Source organism: Pseudovibrio sp. Ad37 (genome assembly GCF_001623075.1).
Classification (GTDB): domain Bacteria; phylum Pseudomonadota; class Alphaproteobacteria; order Rhizobiales; family Stappiaceae; genus Pseudovibrio.
Window position 1 is genome coordinate 70,734 of sequence record NZ_LMCF01000012.1, and the last position, 20,408, is coordinate 91,141.

Genomic DNA, 20,408 nt, shown 5'->3' on the forward strand with positions numbered 1-20,408 from the left:
AACGATGGTAGATCACTACAAAGGCTCTTTTTTCGGCCGCCGCGTCGGAAAACCAGCAAGTCCGCGACAATCGCAGTTGCTTCAGGATGTTATGCCACAAGTGGCGTTGGACCTGACACAAACACCTCCAGAAAATCTGGCAGAGTTATTCCCCGTCCCAGTAAAGAGCGTATGTCTTGAAATTGGCTTTGGGGGATCTGAGCACCTAATTCATCGCGCCAGAGAAAATCCTGAAATCGGATTTATCGGGTGTGAGCCATTTAGCTCTGGCATTATCAAGGCTGTCTCCAGCATTGAAGAACACGGTCTCAAGAATATCCGTTTGTTTGATGATGACGCGGGTAAGTTGCTCGACTGGCTTCTGGCTGCATCATTGGATATGGCTTATCAGCTTTACCCAGATCCATGGCCAAAGAAGAAGCACTGGAAGCGTCGCTTTGTGAACCAGATCAATCTGACGCGCATTGCACGTGCTCTGAAGCCGGGCTGTGAATATCGATTTGCCAGCGATATCGACACCTATGTGGATTGGACGCTGTCCCATTGTCGCAGGCACCCGGCTTTTGAGTGGAGCGCCGAATGTGCTTCTGACTGGCGTACACCATGGAACAATTGGCCAGGTACGCGGTACGAACGCAAGGCACACCGTGAAGGTAGAATTGGCCGTTACCTGACATTTTTACGGGTTCAAGAGACGAAAACCTAAAGGGGACTCGCTTTTGTCTGCGCTCATCTTTGATTTTCTGTTGCATACAGTGGTCAAATGACTATATTGCAGAGCAAGAGTTCTCTATCGGCTCAGTTAAGAGCATTGAGGAGTGGGCCCCGAAAGGACCCGCTCTTTTTTATTAGCTAAGTCGGTAGTGATGCCTGACTGTCGAAATTCAGGTATCCGAAATAACTGCCAAAGACACTAAGCATGTCTTTGCATTAAGACGATAGGTACCAAGTGGACGAAACCGATCCCCGGATTATAAAGGAAAAGGGCCTAGAAGCCCGCGTAGCTGAAATTGTCGAACCGGTCGTTGCTGATCTGGGCTATCGGCTGGTGCGCATCCGTGTAAACGGAAACAATGGCTGCACCCTTCAAATCATGGCAGAGCGCCCGGACGGGACGATGGCTGTTGAAGATTGTGAAGAAATCAGCCACGCAGTTTCCCCGGCGCTGGATGTGGACGATCCAATCTCTGGTGCCTACCATCTCGAAATTTCATCTCCAGGTATTGACCGCCCGCTCGTTCGCGCAGGCGACTTCGAGCGCTGGACCGGACATGTTGCGAAAATCGAAATGTCTGTGCCGCAAGCTGGGCGTAAGAGATATCGTGGACACATCATCGGTGTGGAAGATGGATGCGCGCTTATCAGAATGACCGATGTACAGGAAGGTCAGGATGAGGCAGCTCGTCTTCCGTTGGATGAGATTGGGTCAGCCGTATTGGTTTTGACTGATGAACTGGTCGATGCGGCATTGAAAGCCGATAAAGCCGCAAAAGCAGCCCGTGGGGAGCCTACGGACGACGACAGTTACCTCAATCACTGATTAGCTGTTCTTGTTGCGCAATGGGTTATGGGCGGTTCCGGTTTTAAAGAGCCACCCTTTTGTTTTGATGTTCCTGCTGGTGTGAAGGAAGGCAGGGCGTGGAAGGAGTTGACGAGGAATGGCTATCAGCGCAAACCGTTTGGAGCTGCTGCAGATCGCTGAAGCGGTCGCCCGCGAAAAGTCGATCGACCGTAGCATTGTGATTGCTGCTCTTGAGGATGCAATCCAAAAAGCCGCTCGCTCCCGTTATGGCACCGAGACTGAAGTTCGTGCCGAGATTAATCCGAAAACCGGTGAAATCCGCCTTCAGCGGTTGCTGCAGGTCGTTGATGTTGTCGAGAACATCTCAACTGAAATTGCTCTGGTTGATGCGCAGGAGCGCAACCCGGATGCAACAGTCGGCGATTTCATGGCAGATCCATTGCCGCCGCTCGACTTTGGACGTATTGCTGCTCAGTCCGCTAAGCAGGTCATCGTTCAGAAGGTCCGCGAAGCTGAGCGTGATCAGCAGTACGATGAGTTTAAAGACCGTATTGGTGAAGTGCTCAACGCTGTTGTGAAGCGCGTTGAATATGGCAATGTTGTTGTCGACACCGGTAAGGGTGAAGCAATCGTTCGTCGTGACGAACTGATCCCGCGCGAAATCTTCCGCAATGGTGATCGTATTCGTGCGCTGATCTTTGATGTGCGCCGCGAACAGCGTGGTCCACAGGTCTTCCTGTCTCGTACACATCCTCAGTTCATGGCAAAACTGTTCGCGCAGGAAGTGCCGGAAATCTATGACGGCGTTATCGAGATCAAGGCTGTTGCCCGTGATCCAGGCTCCCGCGCTAAAATCGCAGTCCTGTCTAACGACAGTTCTATTGATCCGGTTGGCGCGTGTGTTGGTATGCGTGGTTCTCGTGTTCAGGCTGTTGTTGGTGAGCTTCAGGGTGAGAAAATCGACATCATTCCTTGGAATGATGATGCGGCAACCTTCATCGTAAATGCACTTCAGCCTGCTGAAGTTGCTAAGGTTGTCCTCGATGAAGACTCCGAGCGCATCGAAGTTGTTGTTCCTAACGATCAGCTGTCTCTGGCAATTGGTCGCCGCGGTCAGAACGTACGTCTTGCTTCTCAGCTCACCGGCTGGGGCATCGACATTATGACGGAAGCGGAAGAGTCCGAGCGTCGTCAGAAGGAATTCCAGGTTCGTTCCGATCTCTTCCAGAATACCTTGAATGTTGACGAGATGGTTTCTCAGCTCCTCGCATCAGAAGGCTTTACTTCTGTAGAAGAAGTCGCGTACGTTGACCTCGACGAAATCTCGTCCATTGAAGGCTTCGACGAAGAAACAGCCGACGAAATCCAAGCTCGTGCACGTGAGTACCTGGAAGAGCAGGAAGCGAAACTCGCAGAAGAGCGTCGTCAGCTTGGTGTTTCCGATGAGCTGGTTCAGGTCCCAGGTCTTACATCCGCAATGCTTGTTGCATTGGGTAAAGACGAAATCAAAACCATGGAAGACCTCGCAGGCTGTGCAGCTGACGATCTTGTTGGCTGGACGGAACGCAAGGATAAAGAAACCATTCGCGTGGAAGGTACTCTGAGCAGTTTCGATCTGTCTCGTGCTGATGCGGAAGCTGTCGTGATGTCAGCGCGTGTTGCTGCTGGATGGATCTCTGCGGAAGACCTTGTGGAAGTCTCTGAAGAAGAGCTGGAAGTCGAAGAAGAAGACTTCGAAGGCGAAACATTTGAAGAGACTGTGGTTGACGCCGACGAGGAATTGGCGCAAGAGAGCGGTGCAGAAGACGCAAAAGGCGAGCAGTCCTCTGAATAATCTGTAGCCGCTTGACTGCAGAAAAAAGTTTTATACGGGGGTGTGTTGAAGTTGCAGCAAAAGGCTGCGGGTTTCTACATCCCCGTAACTGAATGAAAAATAACAACAATAGTAGGGTTGGGAATACGAAGTGCCGAGAAAAAATGAGCCGACAGAACGAACCTGCGCGGTCACGCGTGAAGTTCTACCGGTGACAGACCTTCTCAGATTCGTTATGGCTCCTGACAAAACTGTTATAGTTGATGTGAAAGGCACCCTCCCGGGACGTGGGGTTTGGGTGTCGGCAAAGAAGTCTGTTTTGCAGGAAGCGATAAAAAGGCGCGCTTTCTCGAGAGGCTTTAAGGAGCAGGTAAACGCTGAAGACGGTTTGGCCGACCACACCGACAAACTGCTGGAGCAGGCAGCTCTGGGCGCACTGTCCATGAGCCGAAAAGCTGGCAACCTACATGTTGGCTTTTCGAAAGTCGAGGCAGCTCTCAAAAAGGAGAGTGTTCTTGCTCTGGTGCACGCCACTGAAGCCTCTGAAGATGGTGTGCGTAAGTTGGCGGCCCTAGCCGCTTCTAGATTTGGCAAGGTGGATCGTCTCAGCGTGATCCGCCTGTTTAACTCGGAACAGATGAGTACGCATCTGGATCGGGATAACGTTATACATGCTGTACTGCTGGCCGGCGAGGCAGGCAGAAACTTCGTGAAGCACGCGCAACGCCTTGCGCAATTCCGGGAAGTTTCTGTCATGGCTGACGACGACGGTACAAAGGGTGCAGTGGCGCAGGACTGAAGGCAATATGAGCGATACCAAAGACAACCACGACAATCCCACCGGCGGGGAAAAGAAAACGCTGGGCCTCAAACGCGGAGGCAGTGTTGAGAAGGGCACTGTTAAGCAGAGCTTCTCCCACGGCCGCTCCAAGGCAGTCGTCGTGGAAAAGAAGAAGCGCCGTGTAGTTGTGCCGGGCCAAGAAGGCTCCGCAGCACCTGCACCTGCTGCAGCTTCCTCTTCAACTCCTGCAGCCTCCCAGTCACGCCCGGAAAAGCGTCAGGGACAGCAGCAAGAGCGCGGTCCTCAGCAAGCTCGCCGTGGTGCGGGTGATGCTCAGAAGCGCGGTGAAGGCGGCGGTCGCGGTGGCAACCGTAACAACAATAACAACCAGCGTGGCGGTCAGCGTCGCGGTGGTGGTGGCGGTCAGGGCGGTGGTGCCGTTCTGAAAACCTTGACCAAGGGTGAAGCAGACGCACGTCTCGCAGCGCTTAAAATGGCTAAGGTCCGCGAAGTCGAAGATGCTAAACGCCGCGCTGAAGAAGCAAAGCGTCAGGAAATCTTGGCTGCACAGCGCGCTGTAGAAGCAGAAAAACAACGTGTAGAAGACGAAGCTCGCGCTAAGCGTGAAGCTGAAGAAGCTGCTGTACGTGCTAAGGCCGAAGCTGAAGCGAAAGCGAAGCGTGAAGCTGAAGCGGCTGCAAAAGCTGCTGAAGCTCCAAAGCCAGCACAGCGCGAAGAGCGTCCGGCACGTTCCGGTGATCGTCCTCAGCGCAGTGGCGATCGTGGTCCTCGTCCAGGTGGCGACCGTGGTCCTCGCCCAGCAGGTGATCGTGGTCCACGCCCGGCAGGTGACCGTGGTCCTCGTCCAGGTGGTGACCGTGGTCCACGCCCGGCAGGTGATCGTGGTCCACGCCCGGCAGGTGACCGTGGTCCTCGTCCAGGTGGTGATCGTGGTGGTCGTCCACCAATGCGTGATGGCAAGCCGCCAAATCTGAATGGTCCTCGTCCAGGTGGCGGGCGTCCAGGTGGAATTTCTGCAGCTCCGGCAGAAAGCATGGAAACTGGTAAGGAAGTGAGCAAAAAGGCTCTAAAGCCTGCGCTACGTCCTAAAAAGCCTGTTGTGGCTGCTAAGCCAACACCTAAAGGCAACGATGACCGCCGTAAGTCAAAACTAACGATTACCCGCGCCACCGGTGGTGATGAAAGTCGTAATCGTTCACTGGCATCCATGCGCCGTCGTCGTGAGAAAGAAAAACGTAAGGGTCAAAAGGTTGTTCGTGAGAAGGTCGCGCGTGAAGTTGTGCTTCCGGAAGTGATCACCATTCAGGACCTTGCTCAGCGTATGTCTGAACGTGCTGTTGACGTCATCAAACTGCTGATGAAGCAGGGCCAGATGATGAAAATCAACGACGTGATCGATGCTGATTCCGCTGAACTGATCGCCGCAGAGATGGGTCACACCGTAAAACGTGTGTCTGAAGCTGACGTGGAAGAAGGTCTCTTCACCGTTGAAGACAACGACACTGATCTGTCCAACCGTCCACCGGTTGTTACAATCATGGGTCACGTTGATCATGGTAAGACGTCCCTTCTCGATGCGCTCCGCAAGGAAAACGTTGCTTCCGGTGAAGCTGGCGGCATTACACAGCATATCGGTGCATACCAGGTCGAGCAGAATGGCCAGAAGGTCACCTTCATCGATACCCCTGGTCACGCAGCGTTTACTCAGATGCGTGCTCGTGGTGCTAAGTCCACTGATGTTGTGATCCTCGTGGTTGCTGCTGATGATGGTGTGATGCCACAAACCAAAGAAGCTATTGTTCACGCAAAAGCTGCTGGCGTTCCGCTCATCATCGCGATCAACAAAATGGATAAGCCAGGCGCTGACCCTTCCCGCGTTCGCAACGACCTTCTTCGTGAAGATCTGGTTGTAGAAACCATGGGTGGTGACGTTATCGATGTTGAGGTCTCTGCTAAAGAAGGCACTAACCTTGATAAGTTGATCGAAATGATCCTGCTGCAGGCTGAGGTTCTTGAGCTGAAAGCTAACCCTAACCGTGCCGCTGAAGGTACCGTTATCGAAGCTAAGCTTGACGTAGGTCGCGGTCCAGTTGCTACTGTTCTGGTTCAGAAGGGTACACTCCGGGTTGGTGATGTTGTCATTGCTGGTTCCGAATGGGGTCGTGTTCGTGCGATGCTTGATGAGAATGGCAAGCCAGTTAAGGAAGCTGGTCCTTCCAAACCGGTTGAAGTTCTTGGCTTCCAGGCGACACCATCCGCTGGTGACATGGTTGCAGTTGTAGAAAACGAAGGCCGTGCTCGCGAGATTTCCGAATATCGTCACCGCCAGAAGCGCGACAAGATGGCAGCACGTATTGCTGGGTCTCGTGGTTCTCTGGAAGCGATGATGAAGGGCTTGCAGGAAGAAGGCAAAAAAGAATTCCCGCTCATCATCAAATCCGATGTGCAGGGTTCCGCCGAAGCAATCCAGGGTGCGCTTGAAGAACTTGGCAACGACGAAGTCGGCGCGCGTGTTGTGGCAGCTTCCGTTGGTGGTATCACCGAGAGCGACATCACTCTGGCGATTGCGTCCAAAGCACCAATCATGGCGTTCAACGTTCGTGCAAACAAACAGGCTCAGGAAGCTGCACGTCGCGAAGGCGTCGAGATCCGCTACTACAGCGTGATTTACGACCTCATCGATGATGTGAAGTCCACTATGTCTGGCATGCTTGCTCCAGAACGTCGCGAAACCTTCCTCGGTTACGCAGACATCAAAGAAATCTTCAACATCACCAAAATCGGTCGTGTTGCAGGTTGTCTGGTCACCGAAGGTGTCGTTCAGCGTGGCGCACAGGTTCGCTTGCTGCGTGACAACGTCGTCATCCACGAAGGTGAGCTGGGTACACTTAAGCGCTTCAAAGACGAAGTCAAAGAAGTTGAATCCGGTGTTGAATGCGGCATGAACTTCACAAACTACAAGGATATGCGCGTCGGTGATGTCATCGAGTGCTTCCAGGTAGAAGAGATCGCTCGCTCCCTCTAACAGAGTGAAGAGCTAAACGAGCGAAATGAACATTCAGCAGCGCCGGCGCGGATTTATCCCCGTCGGCGCTCTGTTGTTCCAAACTCAAAGCAAATTGAGAGATAAAAATGGCAAAAGCACGCGATGAATTTGCAGGTCAGCCGTCTCAGCGCCAGTTGCGTGTTGGTGAGATTGTCCGCAAAGAGCTGTCAGACATTCTTACACGTGGCCGGATCACAGATCCTGATCTGGATGGCGTTATTGTTACCGTGCCGGAAGTTCGCATGTCGCCTGACCTGAGATGGGCAGACGTTCTGGTCATGCCTATGGGTGGTCGCGATATTGATGTTGTCCTCGCTGCACTTAAACGCAACGCGAAGTACCTTCGTGGGCAGGTCGCTCGACGCGTCACAATGAAATACACTTGTGATCTACGTTTTGTAGCCGATACGCGTTTTGACGATGATGATCTGATTACTCGACTGCTGCATGAGCCTAGCATCCGTAAGGACTTTGCTGATGGTGGCATCGATGACGATGATGATCAAGATGAAAACCGCGACTAAGCTTTACAAAGCATATTGCTAAAGAAGAAGTCGTGGGTTTCAGGCCAGAGTATGCGCTCAGAAGCGCAACGCATGCAAAGAATTAAGAGCTGAGAAGTATGGCGCGCAAACAGCAGCGACGTAGACCCCGTTTTCCTGTAAACGGATGGCTTGTGTTGGATAAACCTCTAAACCTGACCTCTAATGATGCATTGGGGCAGTTGAAGAGGATTTTTCATCCTGAAAAAGTTGGACACGCAGGAACGCTTGATCCGCTTGCGACCGGCTGCTTGCCTATCGCCTTTGGGGAGGCCACTAAAACGGTTCCATACATCATGGATGGACGAAAGGTTTACCGCTTTGAGGTGACCTGGGGCACGCAAACCACCTCTGATGATGCTGAAGGCGAACCGGTCAAGACCTCCGATGTGCGCCCAACGCAAGATGAGATCCTCGAGGTTCTGCCAGAGTTCCGTGGCGCCATTGAGCAGGTTCCGCCAATTTTCTCCGCAATCAAAGTTGACGGAAACCGTGCTTACGATCTTGCCCGGGAAGGCGAAGACGTAAAGCTGGATGCACGTACGATTGTGGTGCATCGCTTGGATCTGGTCGAGTGTCCAGATGTAAACCGTGCGGTTTTTGAAGCTGAATGCGGCAAGGGAACCTATGTTCGCTCATTGGCCCGTGACCTTGGTGAGCGCCTTGGTACATGTGGCTATGTCACCGATCTGCGCCGGTTGCTGGTAGGACCATTCGGTGAAGAACAGATGGTTACTCTGGATGAACTTCGTGCCGCTAAAGAAACTATGGCGGTAGAAGTAGAAGAAGGTGAAGAGCCACCGGTTCTCGATCCCCACGAAAATTCAGAACTGATCGGACACATCAAGCCAGTTGAAGTCGCACTCCACCAGTTTGCAGAGGTGCCAATCACCTCTGATGCTGCTGCGAAGGTAAAACGCGGTAATCCTGTCTTGCTACGTGGTGCAAATGCACCGATTGGGCCCGAGGAAATCTATGTGGTTTCTGGAGGCAAGCTGATTGCTTTTGGCGAAGTCTCAAAAGGTCAGTTCAAGCCAAAGCGAGTTTTCAATCTCTGATGCCTTTCTGAAAGTGGAGCGCCACACGTGAATGTAAATCATCGCGGGGCGCAATCACTGAAAGGCAAACTGTTCTACTGCGATTTATGGCTGCAAGCCTCTTAAGATTCTTCTGGTTTTTTGAGAGTTTTTCAGTCATAGTCCCGCCGCTGGGAAGCTACTGCTTACCCGGTTATTATGTGTTGGCCTGACCCTGCTAGACGACATCTTGGCACGGCCCGAGCTCAGCACATAGCTCTGTAAAAGAGCGCATGCCTTCTGGGCATTTAATAAGAGGCAGTATGACTGCCATTAGATAAGGAAAAATCGATGTCGATTACGCCTGAAAAAAAAGCTGAACTGATCAAAGAATTTGCGATCAAAGAAGGTGACACTGGCTCTCCGGAAGTACAGGTTGCTATCCTTACGCACCGCATTACAGTTCTGACTGACCACTTCAAGGGTCATAAGAAAGACAACCACTCACGTCGTGGTCTTCTTAAAATGGTTGCACTTCGTCGTAAGCTCCTTGACTACGTTAAGGGTAAAGACGTTGCTCGTTACCAGTCCCTGATTGAGCGTCTGGGCATTCGTCGCTAAGACGAAGAATTCAAAGCGCGGCAGCGAAAGCTCGCCGCGTTTTCCTTACCCTCTCCTATTTCCAAGGTATTTCGGGAAATTGCGAGAGGTATATTCTGGATCAGATCGTTCTCTTCCAGAATGAACGCAGGCGAATGAAGACCTGGCAGGATTGCCAGAAGCTTACAGCGTATCTCCCAAAAGTGGAGACCGGTTTTTGGTCAAAGGTACGCACAATCAAACGAAAGCTTCTCGCTGTCTTGCCTGCAATCGTTCGACCTGAAAAAGGCATCGCGCCCTTGATACTCAAGGAGTTGGTGCGCGCATTGCCGGCAAATGACAGCCTCAAGTTTGATGACGACCATCAGGCACTGAGGCGAACGTTAGGATAAAGATATGTTTGATATACATCGCGTGGAAGTAGATTGGGGCGGACGTCCGCTCATCCTTGAAACCGGCAAGGTTGCCCGTCAGGCAGACGGCGCAGTCATCGCAACATACGGCGAGACAAAAGTTCTCGCGACAGTCGTGTCCGCGAAGACCGCAAAGCCAGGTCAGGATTTCTTCCCACTTACCGTAAATTATCAGGAAAAGGCATACGCTGCTGGCCGCATTCCAGGTGGCTTCTTCAAGCGCGAAGGCCGTCCTTCCGAGCACGAGACCCTGACATCCCGTCTGATTGACCGTCCGATCCGTCCGTTGTTCGTAGATGGTTACAAGAACGAAACTCAGGTTGTTCTTACTGTTCTGTCTCATGACCTCGAGAACGCTCCAGACATTCTGGCAATGGTTGGCGCATCCGCAGCACTCACCATCTCCGGCGTTCCATTCATGGGCCCAATCGGTGGCGCTCGTGTTGGTTACATCAACGGCGAATACGTTCTGAACCCAACAGTTGACCAGATGGAAGAAACCGATCTGGACCTGATTGTTGCAGGTACGAATGACGCTGTTCTGATGGTTGAGTCCGAAGCTCAGGAACTGACCGAAGAAGTAATGCTCGGCGCTGTTATGTTCGGCCACAAAGGCTTCCAGCCAGTGATCGACGCTATCATCCAGCTTGCTGAAAAAGCTGCTAAAGAGCCACGTGAACTGAACCTGCCAGATCATTCTGATCTGTTCGGAAAAGTTCAGGAACTGGCTGCTGAAGAGCTCGGCGCTGCATACTCCATCACCGTTAAGACAGAGCGTAAAAACGCTGTTGATGCTGTGAAGGCGAAAGTTGTTGAAGCTCTTGTAACCGGTGAAGAAGGCGCTCCTGACGCGACTGTCATCTCCGACCTGTTCAAGAAAGCTGAAGCTGCAATCGTTCGTGGCCGTATCCTTGATACTGGCTCCCGTATCGATGGCCGTGACCTTTCCACTGTTCGCTCTATCGTTTCTGAAGTTGGCATGCTGCCACGTGCACACGGTTCTGCCTTGTTCACACGCGGTGAAACTCAGGCAATGGTTGTTGCAACACTGGGTACAGGTGAAGACGAGCAGTTCGTTGACAAGCTCGAAGGCACCACCAAGTCTGCATTCATGCTGCACTACAACTTCCCTCCATACTCTGTAGGTGAAGCTGGTCGCATGGGTTCCCCAGGACGTCGTGAAATTGGTCACGGTAAACTGGCATGGCGCGCTGTTAACCCAATGCTGCCTGCACACCATGATTTCCCATACACTCTGCGTGTTGTGTCCGAAATTACTGAGTCCAACGGTTCTTCCTCCATGGCTTCCGTTTGTGGTGCATCCCTGTCCCTGATGGACGCTGGTGTTCCTCTGAAGGCTCCTGTGGCTGGTATCGCAATGGGTCTCATCAAGGAAGGCGAGCGCTTCGCAGTTCTCTCCGATATCCTTGGCGACGAAGATCACCTCGGCGATATGGACTTTAAAGTCGCAGGTTCTGCAAACGGCATCACTGCACTGCAGATGGACATCAAGATCGACGGTATCACCGAAGAGATCATGAAAGTCGCTCTGGAGCAGGCTAAAGGCGGTCGCGTTCACATCCTTGATGAGATGGCAAATGCAATCACCGAAGCTCGTTCTGAGCTGGGTGAGCATGCTCCACGCATCGAAGTGATCAAGATCCCAGTAGACAAGATCCGTGAAGTGATCGGGTCTGGCGGTAAAGTTATCCGCGAGATCGTTGAAAAGACCGGCGCAAAAGTGAACATCGAAGACGACGGCACCGTTAAGGTGGCTTCTTCTGACGGTAAAGCGATTAAAGCTGCTCTCAACTGGATCAACTCCATCGCTGCTGAGCCAGAAGTTGGCGTAATCTACGAAGGCACAGTTGTTAAGACTGTTGACTTTGGCGCATTCGTAAACTTCTTCGGCGCACGCGACGGTCTGGTTCACATCTCCCAGTTGGCTCCACGCAAAGTTGCGAAAGTAACTGACGTGATCAAAGAAGGCGACAAAGTCTTCGTTAAGCTGATGGGCTTTGATGAGCGCGGTAAAGTTCGCCTTTCCATGAAAGTTGTCGATCAGGAAACTGGCAAGGAAATTCCTCGCGAAGAAGCTGCTCCAGCTCCTGCAAAAGACTAAGCTTTTCTAGCTAAATTCAAAAAAAGGCCGGTTCAGAAATGGACCGGCCTTTTTCTTGTTTCAAGCTCACTCCGCTGCGCTCTTAGAGGTCTGCGCCTTAAGACGTGAGTGTCCGGCCAGAATATACAGCCCGCTCAGTACAATAATCGCGGAGCCTGCCAGTGTCATTGCGTCGGCGGTCTCGTCAAAAATCAGGAAGCCGAGCAGGAGGCCGAAAAGCAATCGGGAGTACCGGAAAGGGGTGACGACGGACACCAGCCCGGTGCGCATAGCAACCGTAAGCGAGTAATAAGCCCCAATGCCGACAAGGGTGCCCGCAGCGATGACCAATCCGCTGAAGAGATCAGGCCAGACAAACCCGCCAGACCAGAATGAGTAAACTGCGCCAGTTGGGATAAGCACTGCAAAGCCGTAAACACCAAGCTGCATGTTGGAAAGGGCAGGGGGAGCCGCTCGCGTTGCCAAATCACGACCAGCAAAGCCAATCATACCGATGATGGCAAGGATCGAGGTCACCTGAAAGCTTTCCGAACTTGGCTGGATAATCATCAGCACGCCAATGAAACCGATCAGGATCGCAAGCCACCGCTGCCAGTTCACACGCTCACCAAACAACACGGCAGCACCCAGAGTGACTGTAATTGGAGTGGCCTGAAGAATAGCAGAAGTGCTGGAAAGCGTGTTCAGTGCCAATGACAGCAGGAAAAACAGCCGCCCCGTAATTTCAAAAACCGCACGCGTGTAAAGTGTCGCCTTCAACGCTTCCGGCGTAAAAGCCCGTTCACCGCGTCTCCAGGTCAACAGCAAAAAGCCGAATGTGCCGCCGATACCAAACAACATCAGTGTTTGCCCAACGGGCACTGAAGCCGTCGCTGTCTTAAGCAGCGTATCCTCAATGGCAAACCCCAGCATTGCAAGCACCATCCAGGAGCTGCCGCGTATATTATCCATAATAGTATCCCCTTGCGGGAGCAGCTGCCTGGGTCTCGGAAACGCGTGAAAACGCAACCCTGCTGCATTTTTAAGTTCTGTAAAGATGAGAGCGCATTCTCGAAAACAGATCTTGGTTTTCGAGCAGGAGTACGCGTTAAAACAAAGATTTAGAGTCTGATGCGTGCATGGTGTGAACACACCGTACTCTGAGTAAGCTATCCGCTATCTTAGCGCAAGAATATGAGTTTCACGCGGGTTTCTATTCAGGTGGACTTGAGAATTCCTCATAGCTGGAGCGGTTTTAGCACCGCATGGCTTTACCAGCAGTGTTGAAGCATGGGTTCCCGAAAGTTCGGGGGTGAGCAAGGCGAGCAGGCAGTGCCTGCGCATTGTGAGTAAATTAGTTTCTTCGGCATTGGCTGCTCGCCTTGCCCGGGCGTTTTTGTATGAAACAAGATCTCCTCCGAAAGGCATTGGGAGCAGGCACTGTCAACGATGCACACGCTTGCCAGAGGCAAATGTGAGTGTCGATGATAGCTAAACGCCTGCCAGTGTAGACGCCCATCGGGTGACCAGCTTCCGCTTGGTCCCTGCACTAAAGACTTTCAAGGGGTGTTTCAACGAACCCGCCGGGTGATGCGTTACTTCATCCGGTAGCCCCGCCCAGCCCACGCCGCACTGATGGACGGTCCATCAGCTGCCCGAATACGTGAGCACAACACTGAGAATATGCGGGGTTGAGGGCAGGGGGATAAGTTTTTTCAGATTTTTCGCAGGACAGGCCGTACATGACCAAGCATGAAACGAGAACCAGCTTCGCGAGACAGAGCAAACTCCGGGACACCAACTGCCATATGAGTTTGAAACTCTTTAGTGCGCCTGCTATACCCCTCCACACTATAATTTGAGGGGCTTTCGTAGGCTTGGGGGACGTGATGAGTGACATGCGACTGGTTGTTGTAGGCGCAGCAGGCCGAATGGGGCGTGCGCTGGTACGCACAGTGACCGAAATGGACGGGGTTGTGGTGTCAGCCGCGATCGAGCGCAAACACTCCCAGTTTCTGGGCACAGATGCTGGCGAACTCGCAGAATGTGGTAAACTCGGCGTTGCAATCACCGATGATCTTGAGGCGGCATTTGCAGGTGCAGATGGCGTGCTGGACTTCACCGTGCCAGAGGCAACGGTTGAATTTGCAGAAGCTGCGGCACGTCATTCTATTGCGCACATTATCGGCACAACCGGAATGACGTCTGCTCAATCTACCGAACTTGCTCACGCCGCGACATCAGCCCGCATTGTAAAATCAGGCAATATGAGCCTAGGTGTTAACCTGCTCGCATGCCTCATTAAAAAGGCCGCTGCAGCTCTGGATGAAGATTTCGATATCGAAGTCCTGGAAATGCATCATCGGCATAAAGTTGATGCCCCATCAGGAACAGCATTGCTGTTGGGTGAGGCAGCAGCTGAAGGCCGGGGGATTGATCTTGAAACCCATAGTGTTCGCACACGAGACGGCATTACGGGTGAACGAAAAAGAGGCGACATCGGCTTTGCAACATTGCGAGGTGGATCTGTCGTAGGTGAACATACGGTGATGTTTGCGAGCGAGGGAGAGCGTATAGATCTCTCACATATCGCAACGGATAGACAACTGTTTGCTCGCGGTGCCGTGAAAGCAGCCCTCTGGGCGCACAATCAGCAACCGGGCCTGTACTCAATGGCTGATGTTCTCGGCCTGAATGATGAGTGACATACAATGCATGCTTGCTAGAGCGTGTTCTGTTTGATTGGGTTCAATCAAACGACAAGACTTCGCTCCAACAAAGATGTTGGAGCGCGATGCGCAAACGTACATGAACGCGACGTGCTCTGATGAGCGATGAGCAAGACATGTGAAATGAGACTTGAAACAGTCCTTCCAAGACAGCTGTTTTCAAGCAAACATAACCTCCTTAGGAGAGCTTAATGGAACGCCTTTTGGTTCTCGTCCGTCACGGACAAAGCGAATGGAATTTGAAAAACCTGTTCACCGGCTGGAAAAACCCAGACCTGACAGAACAGGGTGTTGAAGAAGCAACAACAGCCGGTAAAAAACTCAAAGAAATGAACCTGACATTTGATCTGGCGTTCACTTCTGACCTGCTGCGTGCTCAACACACTCTTAAGCTGATCCTTGGTGAGCTTGGTCAGGAAGACCTGCCAACATCAAAAGATCAGGCTCTGAACGAGCGTGACTACGGTGACATCACCGGCATGAACAAAGACGAAGCTCGTCAGAAATTTGGTGAAGAACAGGTTCACATCTGGCGTCGTTCTTTCGACGTTCCTCCTCCAGGCGGCGAAAGCCTGAAGATGACTGCAGAGCGCACCCTGCCTTACTATCGTTCTGACATTCTTCCTAAAGTTCTCGAAGGCAATCGCGTGATTGTTGCTGCACACGGCAACTCCCTGCGTTCCCTCATCATGGAACTTGAAGGACTTTCACCTGAAGAAATCCTCAAGCGCGAGCTCGGCACAGGCAAGCCTGTTGTTTATCGCCTTGATGAAGAAGGTAAGGTTCTTTCAGTTGAGGACCTGGCAGAAGTTTAAGCCACCCTCAAAATTCAGAATCATAAAAAGCGGCTCTTCGGGCCGCTTTTTTATTTGGCTGAGTTGCACTGCTCTGGAATGGCTGAATTAGAATTGTAAAAATATAAATATTATTCACACAAATAGTCTTTGTTAAAATACTAAGTATGTGAAATTAAATACACTTAAAATTATCAATAATAGATAATGCATGCGTCATTATTATTTACCTTGCGCTACGTAAGATTCGATGCAAGCCTCTCCATGCATACAGAAAATGTATGACCGCATTAATATATTAATTGAGAGGACAACCTATGAAGTTTTCAGTAGCAAACGACGGTCGCCCAGCATCTGCTCAAGCAAAGCCAGCAAAGTTGAATGGTGGCCTTGCTCCAAAAGATGAAGAGAAAAAACCAAAATAATTTAATGTGTGAGGCAGTTTAGGCTGCCTCGCTTCATTTTTGCAGAGTGTTTTATCTGCGAGGGAATTCCTGTGAAGTTTGTAAGAATGGTCAAATCTGCCCCGGACGTCGTCAAGGCAGATGGAACGAACCTTGGCATGATGCCAGCCCGGGCAATGAAGTATTGTGAACCCCTCCTTACTGCTTCTCGTCAGGGCTACTATGTTTACCCGCCAGTAGATTTTTATCTGATGTGGACCGGATCTGAGGCCCTCTATCGGCTTGGCGCCGAGGGCGAGTGGACCCTGCTGGATCGGTTGTATCTTACAGACTTCGTGGAAGACTACCAAAACTCCTGCCCAGAGGGGCTGGAGGATTACTACCCGCCATTTCTGGATGTGTTTCCTGAAGGCGACATCGTTCAGATCGGCGCTGGTTACAGCTTGATCGGCGATGAAGGTCAGTGCCATTGGGTCCGCGGCCCAATCAACCTGCCGTCCAATGCAGGCTATGATTGCTTTGAAGCGATGATTGACTCCAGCTGGTTCTGTTCACCGCTCTTCATCAATATCAAGCTTCGCAAACAGGATGTCCCAATCAGCTTCCCACGCCACCGGCCTTTGTTGCAGGTCGTGCAGTTGCCCAACACGATCCTGCCGAAGACACCGATTGTCCAACCGGAAATCACCGAGATGGACAGCAGTTCCCAAGAGTTTTGGCAGGCCTGGGCAAGAAGTTACGACAAACGCAATGGCGGACGTTCTGGCAGCTACGCCAGTGAGCAGCGCCGCATCAACACCCAATATGCAGTCGCCGACTAGTCGCTCCTGAAAAGGCATCAGAAAGCCGATGATCGTAGCCAAAAAACTGAACCGCAGATTTCGTCAGCACATCGAAGAGCAATCAATGTTCTTCGTCGCAACAGCTGCTGCCACAGGGCACATCAACCTGTCCCCCAAAGGCATGGATACCCTCAGGGTTTTAAGTGACGAGCGCATCATCTGGCTGAACCTGACCGGCATTGGCAATGAGACAGCCACCCACGTGCAAGATGATGGCCGCATGACGCTCATGTTCTGTTCGTTCGGCGAGCAGCGCCTCACGCTTCGAGTGTTTGGAACAGCAAAGGTCATTCATCCAAGAGATGAGGACTGGGCTAAACTGGTTGCTCAGTTCCCCGACCTGCCGGGGTGTCGACAAATCTTCGACCTTGATATCGAACTCATTCAGACCTCATGCGGCTCAACAGTCCCGCGCATGGATTTGGTTGATACGCGCGTTGAAAAAGAATTCCTGCCCTACTACGAGACGATGGATCGTGAGGAGTTGGAGAACTACTGGCGCAAGCACAACGCCACAAGTCTGGACGGCCTGCCCACCAACATTCTGGAGCCTGCCTGAAATCATCATTGGATGTTTTAACGAAAGTCGGGTTTAGAGCTGCAATTGAACCTATATAAGACACGCACACAAAGAAGATCTGAGAGGCGTGTTTTATGGGATTGTTGGTGTTGGTACGCCACGGGCAAAGCGAATGGAATGCGCTAAAGGTTTTCTCAGGACAGGCCAATCCTGAGCTGAGTGCCAAGGGCATTGAAGAAGCCCGAAACGCAGGTCGTACTCTCCATTCTCAGGCAATCCAGTTCGATCTGGCCTATTCATCAGGCCTTAGGCGCGCCCGCAAAACACTGGATCTCATTCTCGAAGAAGCTGAGCAATCTCATCTGCATGTCATTGAGGACAAGCTCTTCAATGAAAGGGCCTATGGTGATCTCACAGGCATTTCTATCGAAAGCGCGGTTCAGGAACACGGTGTGGAGCAAGTGCACCAATGGCGCCACTCCTTGCACGCCGTGCCGCCCGGTGGTGAAAGTGTGGAGATGACCGCGAACAGAGCTCATGGTGTGTTTAAACACAGTGTCCTGCCTCAGTTGATGAATGGAAAAAATGTCATCATCTCCTCGCACCGAAATACAATTCGAGGGCTGGTCTCGAAGATTTGCAAGCTTAATCAAAAAGAGACCGAGTGCATGCACATCGGCACCGCACAGCCGCTCTTCTTTCAGGTAAACAGCGCTGAAGATATTCAGCAAATCAGCAAATAAAAAAGGCGGCCCGCAAGCCGCCTGAATTTTTATTGTCAAATCACTCGAGCGCATTCCCAAAAAGTGGTTCCGGTTTTCAGATAAGAATACGCATGAAAATAAAGGGCTAGACCTTGAGCGTGAAGCCAGTCTGCTCTGCAATCTGATTAAGCGGCTTTTCAGGGCGCGCACCAACGTGGCTGATAACTTCACCAGCACAAAGGCAACCCAGCTCAGCACAATCGCTCAGGCTGAAATCACGCGCCAGACCAAACAAGAAGCCAGACGCAAACAGGTCTCCAGCGCCTGTCAGGTCACGCACACCGCCAATAATAGCGGAAGCTGGCACATGTACAGTTTCCTCGCGAGAAATCGCCATAGCGCCTTCTGAGCCCAATGTCAGCGCGGTTAGTGTGCAATCCTCGCGCACCATCGCAATCGCAGTTTCAATGTCAGAGGTCTGGTAGAGCGCTTTGAGCTCATGCTCATTGGCAAACAGAATGTCAACTTTGTCTTCCTGGATCAGTTCTAGGAATTCATCGCGGAAACGATCAACGCAGAAGCTGTCTGACAATGAAAGCGACACCAGCTGCCCTGCTTCATGGGCAATTCTGGAAGCTTCAAGAAACGCATTTTTCGCTGCCTCTTCGTCCCAGAGATAACCTTCCATATAAGTGATTGCAGAATTGGCAACCACATCGCGGTCGATATCAAACGCAGTCAGCTTGGTCGCTGCACCCAGATAGGTGTTCATAGTCCGCTCACCGTCCGGGGTGATCAGGATCATGGAGCGGCCAGACGCGAGATCATCACGCAGCGGGCCTGTGTTGAAGTGCGCGCCAATGCTGTTCATGTCATGGCGATAAACGTCCCCAACTTCATCAGCTGCGACCTTGCCGATAAAGGCAGGCGCACCACCAAGCGAGGCGATACCAGCAGCAGTATTGCCTGCACTGCCACCGGAGATGCGGGTTGTTTGACCCATCAGGTCATAGAGGCGCAGCGCTTCGTCTGTATCGACCAGGCGCATGGAACCCTTTACCAAAGACTGCTCAACGAGAAAGCTATCTTCTACATGAGAGAAGACGTCAGTGATTGCATTGCCGATGCACAATGCATCAAACTTGAATTCAGACATGTAAAGTCCTTGTAACTAGCCCGGATCACAAGCGCCCGGAACGATACATAGGTGACTCACCGTTGGAGCAAGGCCTACAACTGTTATTTCCCTGGTGTAGGACGCAAAGCACGGTTAGCCTCAGGTTCCCGAATTTTTTCGCGGAACGGGCTAGCGTTGTACACCCCAAGAATATTCAGTTCAGTCGAATAAAACGCCAGCTCCTCAAGTGCAAGGGCTACGTTGGGTTCTTCTGGGTGTCCTTCAATATCTGCGTAAAACATGGAGGCGAAAAACTGACCTTCAAGCTGATAGGATTCCAGCTTCGTCATGTTGACGTTGTTGGTCGCAAAACCGCCTAACCCTTTGTAAAGAGAAGCAGAAACGTTTCGAACGCGGAAAATGAAGGTCGTGATGATCGGTTGGCCAGTGTTCGCAGTCTGCTTTTTCTCGCGAGAGAGGATCACGAAACGGGTCGTGTTATGGGCAGCGTCTTCACAATCACGTGCGAGGATATCCAGACCATAAACATCAGCCGCAAGCTCTGGAGCAAAGGCCCCGATTGTTTTGTCGCCACCTTCAACAACCTGGCGTGCGGATCCAGCTGTGTCAGCGCCAATAATCGGCTTAAGGTTATGATCGCGAATGAAGTTTCGGCATTGTCCAAGCCCCATGATATGGCTTTGAACACTCTTCAGCTCTTCCAGCTTGGTGCCTTTGATGCCCATCAGCTGAAACCGAATCGGCATGAAGTATTCGCCGATAATGTGCAGATTGCTGCGAGGAAGCAGGTGGTGAATGTCTGCAACGCGTCCCGCAACCGAATTTTCGATCGGGATCATGCCAAGTTCTGCTTCTCCGGTCTCGATCGCGTGGAAGCAGTCTTCAAAAGTCGCGCAAGGGATAGCTTGGTACTCTGGGTAAACGGCGTTGCACGCCATATGGGAGTTAGCTCCCACTTCTCCTTGAAACACGACTTTGCGCTGATCTGACATCACTATACTCACGGCAATTTAGAAACCTGATACATTTGAGGCTTCGCCAACAGTCGCGAAACAGCCCCTCGCACAAATTGCCCTAGATGTGAGGGATTGCAAACCTTAATAATACTCAGAGGCGAAACTTAAGGTGAAAAGACCTCAAGAATGAACGCGTTTACGGTCCTGTTGAGTGCTCTGCAATGAAATCCCCAGATCTAAAAGCGCTCTGGTGTGATATTTTGTCGCATTCTCTTGAGTTCAGGTAAATTGGTTGCGCTGCGCCTTCACTGCAATCTGAATTGGCCTGAGCGGGATATCCTCGAATAAATCAGTAGTTTATAGCCATTTTAAACTGCTGACCGGCGAGAGTTGTTGTGTTCCTTGGTTTTTTGAGCTCTCAAACATCAACCTGTGGTCCACATCACTGCAAAAGACCTAGGAAAAA

17 protein-coding genes are annotated in these 20,408 nt (G+C 51.7%); 14 read left to right on the plus strand and 3 right to left on the minus strand.

What is annotated here, in order from left to right; genetic code table 11:
* Positions 1-4 precede the first annotated feature (4 nt).
* The 9 genes from trmB to pnp all read left to right on the plus strand — a co-directional run bounded on the left by trmB (position 5) and on the right by pnp (position 11,876).
* Entirely contained in the window at positions 5-706 is a 702-nt protein-coding gene (trmB, locus tag PsAD37_RS02395; protein WP_063294779.1) for a tRNA (guanosine(46)-N7)-methyltransferase TrmB, read from the plus strand.
* Between the two features lie 243 nt (positions 707-949).
* The gene (rimP, locus tag PsAD37_RS02400; RefSeq protein WP_063294780.1) at positions 950-1,540 is read left to right on the plus strand and encodes a ribosome maturation factor RimP; all 591 of its coding nucleotides are present in this window, start codon (positions 950-952) and stop codon (positions 1,538-1,540) included.
* Positions 1,541-1,658: 118 nt separating this feature from the next.
* A complete protein-coding gene (gene nusA / locus PsAD37_RS02405; RefSeq protein ID WP_057463071.1) occupies positions 1,659-3,356 on the plus strand; it encodes a transcription termination factor NusA in 1,698 nt (565 codons plus the stop codon).
* Between the two features lie 130 nt (positions 3,357-3,486).
* Positions 3,487-4,134 (plus strand): RNA-binding protein, encoded by a 648-nt coding sequence (locus tag PsAD37_RS02410; protein ID WP_084407637.1) that lies wholly within the window; start codon positions 3,487-3,489, stop codon positions 4,132-4,134.
* Between the two features lie 7 nt (positions 4,135-4,141).
* Positions 4,142-7,162: a translation initiation factor IF-2 gene (gene infB, locus PsAD37_RS02415; protein ID WP_063286348.1), complete on the plus strand. Its 3,021-nt coding sequence runs from the start codon at positions 4,142-4,144 to the stop codon at positions 7,160-7,162.
* 107 nt (positions 7,163-7,269) lie between these two features.
* A complete protein-coding gene (gene rbfA, locus PsAD37_RS02420; protein WP_063294782.1) occupies positions 7,270-7,707 on the plus strand; it encodes a 30S ribosome-binding factor RbfA in 438 nt (145 codons plus the stop codon).
* Between the two features lie 98 nt (positions 7,708-7,805).
* Positions 7,806-8,783 (plus strand): tRNA pseudouridine(55) synthase TruB, encoded by a 978-nt coding sequence (truB, locus tag PsAD37_RS02425; protein WP_063294783.1) that lies wholly within the window; start codon positions 7,806-7,808, stop codon positions 8,781-8,783.
* Positions 8,784-9,092: 309 nt separating this feature from the next.
* Positions 9,093-9,362 (plus strand): 30S ribosomal protein S15, encoded by a 270-nt coding sequence (rpsO, locus tag PsAD37_RS02430; RefSeq protein ID WP_057463067.1) that lies wholly within the window; start codon positions 9,093-9,095, stop codon positions 9,360-9,362.
* 375 nt (positions 9,363-9,737) lie between these two features.
* Positions 9,738-11,876: a polyribonucleotide nucleotidyltransferase gene (gene pnp, locus PsAD37_RS02440; RefSeq protein WP_063286351.1), complete on the plus strand. Its 2,139-nt coding sequence runs from the start codon at positions 9,738-9,740 to the stop codon at positions 11,874-11,876.
* 66 nt (positions 11,877-11,942) lie between these two features.
* On the opposite strand, the gene PsAD37_RS02445 is transcribed toward pnp, so the two are convergent.
* Entirely contained in the window at positions 11,943-12,827 is an 885-nt protein-coding gene (locus PsAD37_RS02445) for a DMT family transporter (protein WP_063294785.1), read from the minus strand.
* Between the two features lie 917 nt (positions 12,828-13,744).
* On the opposite strand from PsAD37_RS02445, the gene dapB reads away from it, so the two are divergent.
* The 5 genes from dapB to PsAD37_RS02470 all read left to right on the plus strand — a co-directional run bounded on the left by dapB (position 13,745) and on the right by PsAD37_RS02470 (position 17,887).
* Positions 13,745-14,560 carry a 4-hydroxy-tetrahydrodipicolinate reductase gene (gene dapB / locus PsAD37_RS02450; protein ID WP_063294786.1) on the plus strand — a complete coding sequence of 272 codons (816 nt, stop codon included), beginning with the start codon at positions 13,745-13,747 and terminating at the stop codon, positions 14,558-14,560.
* 215 nt (positions 14,561-14,775) lie between these two features.
* Positions 14,776-15,399, plus strand: a complete 624-nt coding sequence (locus PsAD37_RS02455; protein ID WP_057463063.1) for a 2,3-bisphosphoglycerate-dependent phosphoglycerate mutase — start codon at positions 14,776-14,778, stop codon at positions 15,397-15,399.
* 490 nt (positions 15,400-15,889) lie between these two features.
* Complete coding sequence (locus tag PsAD37_RS02460; RefSeq protein WP_063294787.1) at positions 15,890-16,603, plus strand: DUF6065 family protein; 714 nt, start codon at positions 15,890-15,892, stop codon at positions 16,601-16,603.
* A 28-nt stretch (positions 16,604-16,631) separates the two neighbouring features.
* Positions 16,632-17,183 carry a pyridoxamine 5'-phosphate oxidase family protein gene (locus tag PsAD37_RS02465; RefSeq protein ID WP_063294788.1) on the plus strand — a complete coding sequence of 184 codons (552 nt, stop codon included), beginning with the start codon at positions 16,632-16,634 and terminating at the stop codon, positions 17,181-17,183.
* Between the two features lie 95 nt (positions 17,184-17,278).
* A complete protein-coding gene (locus tag PsAD37_RS02470) occupies positions 17,279-17,887 on the plus strand; it encodes a 2,3-bisphosphoglycerate-dependent phosphoglycerate mutase (RefSeq protein ID WP_063294789.1) in 609 nt (202 codons plus the stop codon).
* Positions 17,888-17,993: 106 nt separating this feature from the next.
* Here the strand turns inward: PsAD37_RS02470 and PsAD37_RS02475 are convergent, their stop codons facing one another.
* Together PsAD37_RS02475 and PsAD37_RS02480 are read right to left on the minus strand one after the other, a co-directional pair.
* Positions 17,994-19,004, minus strand: a complete 1,011-nt coding sequence (locus PsAD37_RS02475; protein WP_063294790.1) for an adenosine kinase — start codon at positions 19,002-19,004, stop codon at positions 17,994-17,996.
* An 83-nt stretch (positions 19,005-19,087) separates the two neighbouring features.
* Positions 19,088-19,978 carry a prephenate dehydratase gene (locus PsAD37_RS02480; RefSeq protein WP_063294791.1) on the minus strand — a complete coding sequence of 297 codons (891 nt, stop codon included), beginning with the start codon at positions 19,976-19,978 and terminating at the stop codon, positions 19,088-19,090.
* Positions 19,979-20,408: the final 430 nt, after the last annotated feature.